The organism is Streptomyces sp. NPDC060209 (genome assembly GCF_042728155.1).
Classification (GTDB): Bacteria; Actinomycetota; Actinomycetes; order Streptomycetales; family Streptomycetaceae; genus Streptomyces.
The window spans coordinates 1-10820 of record NZ_JBHWZS010000097.1; the positions used below are offsets into that span (position 1 = coordinate 1).

10 protein-coding genes and 6 pseudogenes are annotated in these 10820 nt (G+C 66.9%); 7 read left to right on the plus strand and 9 right to left on the minus strand.

Annotation, left to right across the window (positions count from 1 at the left end):
• Positions 1 to 23 precede the first annotated feature (23 nt).
• Together ACFWFI_RS19880 and ACFWFI_RS19885 are read right to left on the minus strand one after the other, a co-directional pair.
• A complete protein-coding gene (locus ACFWFI_RS19880) occupies positions 24 to 383 on the minus strand; it encodes a hypothetical protein (protein ID WP_387391760.1) in 360 nt (119 codons plus the stop codon).
• Between the two features lie 59 nt (positions 384 to 442).
• Positions 443 to 607 (minus strand): annotated as a pseudogene (locus ACFWFI_RS19885) (LacI family transcriptional regulator); the annotation flags it as partial.
• A gap of 1340 nt (positions 608 to 1947) precedes the next feature.
• Here ACFWFI_RS19885 and ACFWFI_RS19890 point away from each other — a divergent pair.
• Complete coding sequence (locus ACFWFI_RS19890) at positions 1948 to 2517, plus strand: SMI1/KNR4 family protein (RefSeq protein WP_387391763.1); 570 nt, start codon at positions 1948 to 1950, stop codon at positions 2515 to 2517.
• Between the two features lie 166 nt (positions 2518 to 2683).
• Positions 2684 to 2893 (plus strand): annotated as a pseudogene (locus tag ACFWFI_RS19895) (transposase family protein); the annotation flags it as partial.
• Between the two features lie 390 nt (positions 2894 to 3283).
• Here ACFWFI_RS19895 and ACFWFI_RS19900 read toward each other — a convergent pair.
• The 3 genes and pseudogenes from ACFWFI_RS19900 to ACFWFI_RS19910 all read right to left on the minus strand — a co-directional run bounded on the left by ACFWFI_RS19900 (position 3284) and on the right by ACFWFI_RS19910 (position 4492).
• Positions 3284 to 3853: a hypothetical protein gene (locus ACFWFI_RS19900; protein ID WP_387391766.1), complete on the minus strand. Its 570-nt coding sequence runs from the start codon at positions 3851 to 3853 to the stop codon at positions 3284 to 3286.
• 30 nt (positions 3854 to 3883) lie between these two features.
• A pseudogene (locus ACFWFI_RS19905) lies at positions 3884 to 4142 on the minus strand (short-chain dehydrogenase); the annotation flags it as partial.
• Positions 4143 to 4171: 29 nt separating this feature from the next.
• Positions 4172 to 4492 (minus strand): winged helix-turn-helix transcriptional regulator, encoded by a 321-nt coding sequence (locus ACFWFI_RS19910; RefSeq protein ID WP_387391823.1) that lies wholly within the window; start codon positions 4490 to 4492, stop codon positions 4172 to 4174.
• A 189-nt stretch (positions 4493 to 4681) separates the two neighbouring features.
• On the opposite strand from ACFWFI_RS19910, the gene ACFWFI_RS19915 reads away from it, so the two are divergent.
• The 4 genes and pseudogenes from ACFWFI_RS19915 to ACFWFI_RS19930 form a co-directional block, all read left to right on the plus strand.
• The gene (locus ACFWFI_RS19915) at positions 4682 to 5020 is read left to right on the plus strand and encodes an LLM class flavin-dependent oxidoreductase (RefSeq protein WP_387391825.1); all 339 of its coding nucleotides are present in this window, start codon (positions 4682 to 4684) and stop codon (positions 5018 to 5020) included.
• Positions 5021 to 5553: 533 nt separating this feature from the next.
• A complete protein-coding gene (locus ACFWFI_RS19920; RefSeq protein WP_387391768.1) occupies positions 5554 to 6288 on the plus strand; it encodes an alpha/beta fold hydrolase in 735 nt (244 codons plus the stop codon).
• A 73-nt stretch (positions 6289 to 6361) separates the two neighbouring features.
• Positions 6362 to 6712 (plus strand): DoxX family protein, encoded by a 351-nt coding sequence (locus ACFWFI_RS19925; RefSeq protein ID WP_387391771.1) that lies wholly within the window; start codon positions 6362 to 6364, stop codon positions 6710 to 6712.
• 329 nt (positions 6713 to 7041) lie between these two features.
• Positions 7042 to 7301: pseudogene (locus tag ACFWFI_RS19930) on the plus strand (transposase); the annotation flags it as partial.
• Between the two features lie 6 nt (positions 7302 to 7307).
• Here ACFWFI_RS19930 and ACFWFI_RS19935 read toward each other — a convergent pair.
• From ACFWFI_RS19935 to ACFWFI_RS19945, 3 genes and pseudogenes are all read right to left on the minus strand, one after another.
• Positions 7308 to 7925 (minus strand): annotated as a pseudogene (locus tag ACFWFI_RS19935) (hypothetical protein); the annotation flags it as partial.
• Positions 7916 to 8137, minus strand: a pseudogene (locus ACFWFI_RS19940) (LacI family DNA-binding transcriptional regulator); the annotation flags it as partial. The pseudogenes ACFWFI_RS19940 and ACFWFI_RS19935, both read right to left, overlap by 10 nt.
• Positions 8138 to 8203: 66 nt before the next feature.
• The gene (locus ACFWFI_RS19945) at positions 8204 to 9328 is read right to left on the minus strand and encodes a glycosyl hydrolase family 18 protein (protein WP_387391774.1); all 1125 of its coding nucleotides are present in this window, start codon (positions 9326 to 9328) and stop codon (positions 8204 to 8206) included.
• A gap of 71 nt (positions 9329 to 9399) precedes the next feature.
• Here ACFWFI_RS19945 and ACFWFI_RS19950 point away from each other — a divergent pair, with 71 nt between their 5' ends.
• Positions 9400 to 9864: a type II toxin-antitoxin system PemK/MazF family toxin gene (locus tag ACFWFI_RS19950; RefSeq protein ID WP_387391777.1), complete on the plus strand. Its 465-nt coding sequence runs from the start codon at positions 9400 to 9402 to the stop codon at positions 9862 to 9864.
• Here ACFWFI_RS19950 and ACFWFI_RS19955 read toward each other — a convergent pair.
• Positions 9849 to 10685, minus strand: a complete 837-nt coding sequence (locus ACFWFI_RS19955; protein ID WP_387391780.1) for a TIGR02452 family protein — start codon at positions 10683 to 10685, stop codon at positions 9849 to 9851. The genes ACFWFI_RS19950 and ACFWFI_RS19955 overlap by 16 nt on opposite strands.
• Positions 10686 to 10820: the final 135 nt, after the last annotated feature.

Genomic DNA, 10820 nt, shown 5'->3' on the forward strand with positions numbered 1-10820 from the left:
GGGTACGCGTGCGGGCCACGCGCTCAACCGTCCTCGGGCCGCTCGGGAGCGGGAGCCTGAGCGCCCTCCTCCTCCGGTTCCGGCGCCTCGCCGCCGTCGTGCTCCTCGGCTCCCCCCGTCCCGCGGACGCGCTCCGCGATCCGGACCGTGAGCCCGTAGTCGATCTCGGCGCCGTCCACCAGCAGAGCCTCCACGGTGTGCGTGGAGGGATCGATGTCCGCCTCCATGCCACCGCCCTCGTAGCGCGGGTATCCCGACCTGCCGGTGTCCCCGGTGGCCGCCACGACTGCGGAGCGGATGGCGGTGCCGGGCTCGGGTGCCCCGTCGTCGGGCTCCTCCGGTTCCGGGAACAGCAGGATCTCGTAGCTCTGCGGATGACTCATGCCGACGACGCTAGACATGCGAGGGCGGCCGCGCACGTCGTGACACCGGGTAGTGCCGGTCAGCTGGATTCGCGTGCCGCCACTGCGGGCCGCAGCAGATGGTGGCGCTCCGGCGCGCCTTTGGGGTGAGGGCCGAGCACCGAGTCGTCGGAGCCGATCACGGCGGTCTCGACGAGTACGTCGACGCCGGCGTCCTGGAGGGCCCGCATCAGCAGCATGGCGTGGGCTCAAGGACAACAGCATCGATAGCTACGAGCGGGCGCTTACGGTACACATCGCGCCCCGCCTCGGGTGGCGCAAGATCGCGCTGCACCCGTTCCTGGACGCTACGCCCCCGGATCATCAGCGCAAGAACATCGCGATCCCGACGCTGGAGGAACTGAACCTCATCCGGCACCACGCACACGACGAAGATCCACGCCTCGTCATGGAGATGATGTCGGGCTGCGGTCTACGGAATGGTGAGGCGCACGCCACCAAGATCAACGGACTCGTCTCAACGGACGTTTACCGGATCAAAGACCAGATCCATGTACGCCGACGTGTACCAACACACGCTCAGCACCGGAACTGGGGCGAGTTCCGCGAGGTGCTAGGTGCCGATTCCAGCGAAGACACGCGCACACTTGATGCGATACGCGGAAACGCATCCTACGGACCCACACGGGTACCTATTGACTAATGGAGGCCGTGGCAGAGCCGGTGTCGGGCGGGGTCGGTGTCGGCGGCAGCTCGTACTGCTGCGGAAATACATGCCGCCACAGAGGGCAAAAGGTTCTGCGCACCGCTGACATAACCGCAGGACATAACCGCAGGACATAACCGCAGGACATAACCGCAGGCTACTCCATGTATAGCCTGCACCACTTCTTCGCTTCCAATTGTCCAGCCATGGGAATTCCGATCATGGATGTTGCTGAGTGGATGGACCACAAGTCCATTGGGGTGACGTATCACACCTACCGCCACCTCATGCCGTCCTCTAGCAACAGGGCCGCGAGGCTGCTGGACACGGGTATCTGAGCTGCGTGCGGGACAGCCGCGCAGGAGCTGTGCCTCAGAGTGCCGCGCGGCGAGGCCGCGGAGAACACCCGCCCGGCTTCGACGCTGAGTGTCGGCCAGCCGGCCCGGGTGGCCCGAGAGAAGTTCGGCAGGGAAACAGGATCAGGGCGGTTCGGTCTGTGTTCTCGACCGCCTCACCGGGCGGCCGGTGCACTCCTCGTGCAGGACGCCACAGCGAATGTCGTCCTCGCTGGTGCCGTGGAGGTTCCTCGGCTGGGTCCGCCGAAGAACAGCGGCCGTGTCCGTGAGGAGTTGGCGGGCGGTCATCTCGCCGAGCGGCCCGTCCTGCACTTCGGGCCGGAAGGTGCCAGGTGGTCGTGAGGGTGGGGGCAGAAGGCTCGCTCGGAGTACTATCCCTGCGAGGTTTTCCGGTCGGCGCTTCCCAACGTGGCATTTCTGCACACACACTTCGGGACTACGGCGCCCGGCATCGACGCTTCGAACGGTAACCCCCGCAGCGGCGCAGTCGTATGGGGCATCCGTGCAGAGAGGGCAGAGGGGAATGAGTGTGGTGGAGAGCTGGTCCCGCGTGATGAATCTTCTTCGGCAGCACGTCCCGGCCGATCACGCGGATCTGCCTGGGCCCGCTACGGAGCAGATGCTCGCGGCTGCCGAGGAACGGATGGGTATCCCCCTCCCTCAGGATCTGCGGGCGTGGCTGCTGCAAAACAATCTGGATCTTCCTGAGGAAGATGTGGACGACGATGTGGCATGTTGCGGCTTCGCCGGGTTCCCGGATGAGGGAAAGTTCTTTCTGGGCATCCGGGCGATGGAGAAGCTCTACGCGAACCGCTCCATGCCCGGTGGATTCGACCCTCCGGACCAGCCGGACAACCCGTTCTGGCGTAATGAGTGGATCCCGTTCCTGTCAGACCAGGACGGCTGGATGGGAAAGTTCATCGACGCGCGGGACGGGCGGATCGGCAGTTGGTTCGTGGGTGATATCACGACCACGGGCGAGTACGAATCACTGGCTCACTACTTCGACTCCGTGGCGGAGATGCTGACCAAGATCGCCGATGGAAACCATCCGGTCTGCGAGGTCGACGAAGGGCGACTCGTCTGGTCGTGACACAAAAGTGCTCCGGTTGTTCCGGGGGCACTTTCCGTGAGTATTCGCAGCGTGGCCACCGGTGGGGGCGCGGTAGGCGGCGTGGGAGCAGGGGCAGCGACGGACAGAGCTGGCGTGCCGTTGAGGAGGTGTTCGACGTCTCAATCCAACGGCACAGGAACCCCATCGGCGCAGACTCCCGCCGCACCAGCGAGCGCTGGTCGCGCTCGTGTACCTGCGCCGTCATGACACCCTCGCCCACCTGGCAGCCACCTTCGGGATATCCGTCGGCACCGCCCCTGCCTACGTCACGGCCGTCACCAACATGCTCGCCGACCGGGCCCCGGGCCTGTTGAAGACGCTGCGCAAGCACGACCCGGGCTTCGTTCTTCTCGACGACCGTCGACTCCAGGAAGGCCGTCGCGGAGGAATGTCCGGGCCGCGTCCGTGAACTGGCACGACACGTAGACCGCATACGGTTCGCCGATCGAGGTCGTCACTTGATCGAGCTCATCCGGCTCGTAGTCCGCCAGGATCCTGCCCGAGAGGTCGAGACAGTACGAGTACCCGTGCCAGTGCAGCCTTTCGTCACCCGTCACAGGACCCAGTACGAGCTCAAAGGCACGGATTCGCTCTTCAAGCGACGGACGTCGCTCCGCGGGCACAAGGATGATCACAGATGGCCAGGACACGTGTTTGCCTCCACGGCGACAGTAGGCAAGCACTCTCTTCGGTTCGCCGAACTTTCTGTTTCGGTTGAGCGGTTTCTTCACCGAGGAGACAGGCTCTAGTTCGCGCCGATGGCAGCAGCTTGCGTGCGGCAAAGTTCCAGCCCCGCCATGACCTCTGCACGGTCCGGGCCGTCCTTGCTCGCCAGTAGTTCGCCGGCCGTAGTCATGGCGGCCCAGAAATCGGGCGGCGAGCCCCGCCCGTCCCGGAACCGGGTTCTGGCGAAGTATAGGAAGATCTTCGTGAGCTCCCCGGCGCGAAACCACCCGAGCAGGCCACCGGGATAGCCTCCGCGGGCGCCGGCAGCGGTTCCCAGCAGGTCGTGGACGTGCTCCTCGCGCTCGTCAAGTACCCGGTCCACGATGAACACGTGCCCGAAGGTGAGAAGGAAGGCGAGGTCCGCCTCCTCGCCCACCGCGAATTCCGCGAAGAGTGGCTCGACCTCGCGGAGCCGGACCTCGGCGTCCGCCCGGGACACGCCCAGAGCCAAGCACACCGCCAACACACAGACACCCCACTCAGCTGTCCTCGCAGCTAGCTCGGCGAATACCACTTCCTCGCTCTGCCCTGTGGCAAGCATCTTCTGCGCCTCCAGAACCAGCGCGTCCTCGCTCTCCCCATGATTCATGGCGAGAGGCTAGCGCGAGGCGCGACCGCCGGGGCCTGGCCCGATGAACTGACCGCCCTCCACGCTCGGGTCCGTGGCGGCGTACAGCCGTGCCAGGGCACCCTGATCCGGGGCCTGTGCGAGCGGGGTGAGAATGCGGCCGAACTACAGCTTCACCATGCGGACTTGCGCGCCGGCCTGAAGATTGGTGGCGGTATAGCCGGGATGGGCAAGCACACTGCGTACCGGTCTGCCCGGCTTGGGTCAGGCGTCGTTGCAGTTCCTGTCCGAAGACGGCGTTGGCGAGCTTCAACGGACCGACCCACCAGAGAGATACAGCTATGCGCCGTTCTCCTCGGCCGCCTCGTGAAAGGCGGCGACCGCCTCACCGTTGGTTCTGGCCCATTCGGTGAGCCTTCTGATGGGCTCTTCCAGGGTGCACCCGAGCTCGGTCAGGCCGTACTCCACGCGTGGTGGCGCTTCGGCGTACGCGCGCCGCTCGATGAGCCCGTTCTCCTGGAGGCGGCGCAGCGTCTGCGTGAGCACTTTGCGCGAGACTCCTCCGATGAGTTCGACCAGTTCGCCGTGGCGCAGGGGGCCGTCGCTCAGAGCGAAGAGCGTGACCACGGCCCATTTGCTGGAGATGATCTCGATGGCCATGCGGGCGGGGCAGTCGGCAAGGAACACGGTTCCGGGACGGAGACTCACAAGCCGAAGGGTACCTTCAGGTACCTAACGGATGCTTAACGTCGAAGGTATGCAGCGCACCACTTCGAAGGGCACCGAAGTCGAACTCGGTGTCTTCTCCCTCTCCGACATCGTTCCAGCCGCCACCAGCTCGCAACGAGTCTGCGGCATCGTGGACGCCGGCGTCTTCATCGACCAGGCAGGGACGACGTATTCGGTGTCGGTGAATACCACACCGACACCCCCCTGTTCGCAGTCTCCTCGCCGGCAGTCATCCTCGCCGCCATCGCCGCCAGAACCGCTTCCACCCCTTTGACCAGCACCGCCTCGGCCCTGAGCGTGCTCGACCCCGTTCGTCTCCTTCAGGACTTCGCACAGCTCGACCTCGTCTCAGACGGACGAGGCCACAGCGCCTACGCCGAGCCGTTCGACATCTTCGGGGTCGACATAGGGCGCTGCGACGAAGTCTCTTCATCGAGAAGCTCGACCTGCTGTGCCTGATCGCGACCGAGGGTGACGTCACGTGGACGGGACGGTCCCGTCCCCTGCCGAAAGGCACCGCCAGCGTTTCCCGCCTGGACAGGGTGCTGCCGATGCGGCTGGCCCGTTGGAGGGTGACCGGACAGTGCCCGGCATGCCGGCCGCCGGGGCTTCCGATGACGGTGCGACCTCGCAGGGAGCCCGCGAGACCCTGTACCCGTACTACCGCGATATCTCGCACAGGGCCGCGGCGTTCACCTTGATCGTCCGACCTTCGAGGCGATGGCGGCCCCCGACGGCGCCCCCGGTCGGCAGTGCACAGGACACCACCGAAATCTCGGCGGGGCTGCCGCGTCCGAGCGTTCTGGGTCCATAGGGAAGTTCACCTTTGACGTCGCACCCACCATGCGCAGCGAATCCGGCTGAACCATCACCTCAGCCGTCACCGTGCTCGGGGCCTGCCTGCCGCCCTGCACCCGCAAGCACGCCCAGCCGTGCCCGCGGCAGCACAAGTTCATCCGCCAGTAGACCCACACCCACTCCAAGGAACAGCCATGACCCACCCGACCACCTACGTCCTCGTGCACGGTGCATGGCACGACGGACAGTCATGGAAGCGCGTCGCGCCACTGCTGACCGCCCAGGGCCACCGTGTCTTCACGCCGTCCCTCACCGGACACGGGGACAAGGCACACCTGCTCAGCCCCGAGGTCGGCCTCACCACCCACGCCGACGACATCGTCGGCCTCATCCTCGAGCACGACCTGAACGACATCGTCCTCGTCGGACACAGTTACGCAGGCATGGTCATCTCCAGCGTGGCGAACCGGGTCCCCGGGCGCATCTCACGCCTGGTGTACATCGACGCGATGGTGCCGACGCACGGTGAGAACGCCATCGACGTCATGCCGCTCACACAGGTCATGATCGACGGTGCCGCCGACAGTGCCCAGCCCTGGCGTATTCCACCTCTGCCGGAGTTCCCCGTGCCAGTCGGCCTCTTCGGAGTCACCGACCCCGATGACATCGCCTGGCTCAAGACCACGCTGACAGATGAGTCGGTCCTCTGCTTCCAGCAACCGGCCGAGATGCACAACCCCGCACAGGCGTCCATCCCTCGGGCTCACATTCTCTGCATCGGCAACGAGCCCGAGGGCGTCACACGTCGGCCCATCCCGAAACTCCAGCCCAACGGCGAGCCGTCCCGTGTCTACACAGTGGACACCGGCCACGACGCGATGATCACCAAGCCCGTGGAACTCAGCGCCCTGCTGCTCGAAAACGCCTGACCGGCGAAGCACAGCACGGCCGGATCAGCGCATGTCCAGCTACGTCACCTCGTCCAACACCTGAGGACTCACCATGTTCATCACCTATGCCATCGTCGCTGCACTTATGTCGGCGGTGCTCTTGGCTTCGGCCGGTGCCAAATTCACCCGGCCGAAACGGCTTGTCGACCAGATGTCCACCCTTGGCCTGCCTTATGGCGTGCTGCCATTCCTGGGACTCACGCAGACAGCGGGCGCCGGCGGCCTCATCATCGGACTCTGGTGGGTGCCAATCGGCATCGCCGCCGCCGTCGGCCTGACCCTCTACTTCATAGGCGCAGTCGCAACACACCTGCGCGCCAGAGACTACAAGGGAGCACCCCCGGCAGCTGTCCTCACAGCTGTCGCCATCGCCCTCATCGCACTACGATCCGCAACCCTGTAACTGCCCTTCCGCTACCCGACTCGGCATCAACGCACCGCCGCACAGCCGACCACGGCCGGCGGCGGGGCAGCAGAAACACTCCCACGCCGGCCTTCGACAGGACCATCAACAAGTAGCGCAGCACCGAGGAACGCTGCATCAACAAGTCGAAACAACAGTGCGCCTGGCCACGAACCGGTGAACTCGCCATCGCTCGCCGGGCCGCACTGCACCTAGCCAGCATCCTCATCCAGACCCGACGCTGACCACCGATTCTCAGCGCTGACCTGGTTATGCAACACGCCTCACAGGCCATTTCGTCTGGCGAGATCTTGCGGGACGCTCGATGGGTGACTACGAAACTTGTCGAGCGTTTGGTGCCAGACGGGTTATGGGAGTTGTTTCAGAGAGTCGTGCCACCTGCGCCCGTGCGGCCGCAGGGAGGTGAATGTCGTCGGCACGGAGACCGTGAGGTGTTGGCCGCGATCGTGTTCGTGGCCACGTCAGGCTGCACGTGGAACCAACTTCCGTCCGGCTTCGGCCCTTCGGGCGTGACAGCCTTCCGGCGGTTCACCCCGAGTGGTCGAAGGCCAGGGTGTGGGCCAAGCTCTGTGGCGCCGACTGGAGCGAGGCTGGGCCAGGGACGCCCTGCTCTGTCGGAGGCAGCGGACCGTAGGAGGTCAAGGAGAGTGCACCCCGGGTAGCCCTGAAAACTCGCGTAGTTGCCCCGGTAGTAGCAGCTCCAGTAGCTCACGACCCGCCGTTGAGTGCGCGCGAAGAAGGCTGGGTTGTCCACGATGAACTGCCCGTAAGCGAGGTGGCCGCAGGTGCCGGGCCTGGTGAGATCACGGAGCTCATCGCAGATGACGACCAGGATCTCCAAGACGTACTCGCCAACCAGCTGCACGACGAAGGGGACGACCCACGGGTCCGTGGAACCAACAACCTTCTCCAGGTGACGCTGTCTGACCAACCCGTCGCAGTGCCTTGAGTACAGGCAGTGCAGAAGCTGCCTTTGGCGCGACGAAAGCGACGCCACCGCGTCAGTTGGCGGCTCGTCGTTGAAGAGGCGCCCGGGGATCAGAACCTGCTGGCCCTCTACAGCAACGGAGAACGAGGCATGCGGCTGGAGCCGAGTATCAGGCATCACCGCCAGAACTGCCTCGGCATCGCTTGCGAGCTCGGCTGGGAACGCCGTGATCAACGGATTGCTGCTGTCGGAAAGCGGCTGCACGAGCCGAGCATAGGCGGATGCCCGGCGTGCGGGACGTAGCGGAGGTCGGCGGCGGCCTCCCTGACGCGGCGGCGAGCGGGTTCACTGATCCGGACGGTCGAGTTGCTGTTCAGTACGTAGGACACGGTGGCCCGGGAAACTCCTGCGAGCCGCGCCACGTCGGCGCTGGTCGGTAGGGAGATGCCGGCGGGCTGATGGGGTAACCGGCTCATGGCGTCCGGCCGTCCTCCAGACCCCTTCCCGGCCGGCGGGCCGGGGCACCGTGAATAGGGAGGGCGTCAGCTGCCGGCCAGTACCGGCCAGATGTTCGGGTCCTCGAAGTTGAGCGCCCACAGCACTGTGTTGGTCACGCCGTGCTTGCGCAGCACCGGCAGGTGGGCGGCGACCCCGCGTGCGTCCTGGTACCAGACCTCCCGGGTCTCGGTGCCGTCGTCGTACGTGAAGTAGGGGGTGCCTGAGACCTCGTCGAACCGGTAGGGGGCGCCCTGTCGGGCGCGCAGCGCTTCGGCTTCCTTCCAGGTGACGTGCTTGGTGGCGGCCGTACTCGTGCTGTCCGCGGGCCAGTCCCAGCCGTACCCAGGGAGGCCCATCTCCAGTTTGGCGGGCGGCACCAGTGCGGTGGCGCGGGTCAGGATGTCGTCGTACCAGCGGGTGTCGGCGAGCGGGCCCGGGTCACCGCCCGACCAGTGCAGGTTGTATCCCATGATGCGGATCCGGTCGGCGACACGCCCGAGGGCCTCGTAGTCCCAGATGCGGCCGGTCGTGGCGGTCTTCGGGAAGACCGTGATCACACACTGCTTGCCCAGGGTGTGCAGGCGTCGGCAGAGGTCGGTGGCCAGGGCGGTGAACCCGTCGCGTACGGAGGCGTAGGTGGCGTCGCCGGTGGCGGCGATGGATTCGTAGTCGAGGTCGAGGCCGTCGTAGTCACGGGTGGCGACCGTGCGCATCAGCGCGTCGGCGTGCTCGGCGCGTCGGGCGGTGCTGGTCAGGATCCCCGCCAGGACACCGGATTTCATCGTCTCCATGACCGTGGGGACGACCTTCGTCCCGGCCCGGTGCAGTCCGTCGATGATGCGGCGCTCGCCCGCGCCCGGGTGCGCGTCGATGCGCCCGGCCGAGACGGCCTCGTACCAGAACGGGCTGACGGTGTGCAGTTGCCCGGCGTGCAGCAGGGCGTTCTGGTAGGCGCCCTCCTGGTCCCAGTAGGGCAGCCACGCCGACACCGTCCGTGGAACCGGTGCGGAGGGGCCGCTCGACGGACCTGAGGCCGTGGCCGATGTCGAGGGTGGGTCCGGCAGCGGGGCTGATGCCGCGCCAGAAACCGTGGGCAGCAGAGTCGCTGCGAGGAGCCCGGCGACCGTGACGGCGCGGGCCAGACGTGTGACGGCGAAGGGAGTGATCATGAGGTCGAGCCTGCGGCCCGTTCCGCCGACCCGCTCCACGGACTGGGCCGTACAGGTTCTACGGTGTTGCGATGACGTTCCAGCACAACCACAGCAGCGACAGCACGACCGACTTCCCCGGCCGCAGCGGTCCGGCCGCCACCGCGGAGGCCGAGCCGCGCGAGGTGGGGCCCGTCCGCACCTCGTACGCCCCCGACCGCGACGGCGACCCGGACCCCGGCGAGATCGTCTGGACCTGGGTGCCGTTCGAGGAGAACGACGGGCGCGGCAAGGACCGACCGGTCCTCGTCGTGGCCCGGGAGGAGAGGGGCACCCTTCTCGCCGTACAGCTGTCCAGCAAGCAGCACTACGGGGACCACGAGTGGGTGGCACTGGGTGCGGGTCCGTGGGACAGCTCGGGACGGCCGTCCTGGGTGGATCTGGACCGGGTGCTGCGGGTTCACGAGGACGGGATGCGGCGCGAGGCCTGTGCGCTGGACAGGGGCAGGTACGACCTGGTCGTGGGGCGGCTGCGGGAGCGCTACGACTGGAGCTGAGCGCCGAACTCACGGGTGAAAGCCGTCCGGACGGCGGACTCGGGGGCACGGTCCGGAATACCGAAGACGATCTGTTCGAAGTGTCCCGCGAACCGCCCGCCGCCGGTGAGCAGGGCGCGGAACGCGGCGGCCACCTCGGCCGGGTCGTTCATGAAGACGCCGCAGCCCCATGCGCCCAGCACCAGTCGGCGGTAGCCGCGGACGGCGGCGACCTCGAGCACGCGTTCGGCGCGGCTCGCCAGTGCCGCGGGGATGCGAGCGACGAGGTCCGGGTCGCGGCTGCGGATGACCCCGGCGTTGGGCGCGGGCGAGGTGAGGAATCCGGCAGCGTACGGGGATTCCAGCAGTTTCCCCCGGTCGTCGCGGAAGACCGGCACGCCGGGTGAGTGGATGACCCGGTCGGTGTAGAAGGCGCTGCGTTCGATGCGGTGGTGCGCGTAGAAGTCGGGGGCGCGCAGCAGCGTGGCGTGGAGCGCGGAACCGCGGCAGAGGGACTCCTCCTGGGCCTGCGCGCCGTTCAGATAGCCGCCGCCGGGATTACGCGCGGAGGCGTAGTTCAGGACGGCGACCTTGACCGCCGACCCGTCCGTCATCCGGCGTGCCGCCTGCAGGCTCGTCTCGCCGGTCACCTCGAAGACCGGACTGCGGTCGGTGTCCAGGACGGCCACGGGTACGGGCTCGGGGCCGTACAGCCGGGTGCCGGAGAGCGCGGTGGTCAGGGCACGCTCGATCGACGCCTCGCGCCCCTCGGGCGTGCGGTACCGCCCGGCCAGGACGATGGACTCGGTTTCTCGCGCGATGCCGCGCAGTCGTGCGCTCATGAGCGCGCCCCCATGTGGTGCATACGGGGCATGCTGAACGTCACGGCGGCATGGACGCAACCGGTTTTCCGTCGCAAGGGGGCACCCTTGTGCGAACTCCCGGTAAGGGTTTGGGTGGGAAGGAAGCACCCTATG

Bases quoted from the DNA above. Each gene is read 5' to 3' on its own strand.
- ACFWFI_RS19880 (WP_387391760.1), bottom strand. From the start codon at position 383: ATGAGTCATCCGCAGAGCTACGAGATCCTGCTGTTCCCGGAACCGGAG.
- ACFWFI_RS19890 (WP_387391763.1), top strand. From the start codon at position 1,948: ATGAGTGTGGTGGAGAGCTGGTCCCGCGTGATGAATCTTCTTCGGCAG.
- ACFWFI_RS19900 (WP_387391766.1), bottom strand. From the start codon at position 3,853: ATGAATCATGGGGAGAGCGAGGACGCGCTGGTTCTGGAGGCGCAGAAG.
- ACFWFI_RS19910 (WP_387391823.1), bottom strand. From the start codon at position 4,492: ATGGCCATCGAGATCATCTCCAGCAAATGGGCCGTGGTCACGCTCTTC.
- ACFWFI_RS19920 (WP_387391768.1), top strand. From the start codon at position 5,554: ATGACCCACCCGACCACCTACGTCCTCGTGCACGGTGCATGGCACGAC.
- ACFWFI_RS19925 (WP_387391771.1), top strand. From the start codon at position 6,362: ATGTTCATCACCTATGCCATCGTCGCTGCACTTATGTCGGCGGTGCTC.
- ACFWFI_RS19945 (WP_387391774.1), bottom strand. From the start codon at position 9,328: ATGATCACTCCCTTCGCCGTCACACGTCTGGCCCGCGCCGTCACGGTC.
- ACFWFI_RS19950 (WP_387391777.1), top strand. From the start codon at position 9,400: ATGACGTTCCAGCACAACCACAGCAGCGACAGCACGACCGACTTCCCC.
- ACFWFI_RS19955 (WP_387391780.1), bottom strand. From the start codon at position 10,685: ATGAGCGCACGACTGCGCGGCATCGCGCGAGAAACCGAGTCCATCGTC.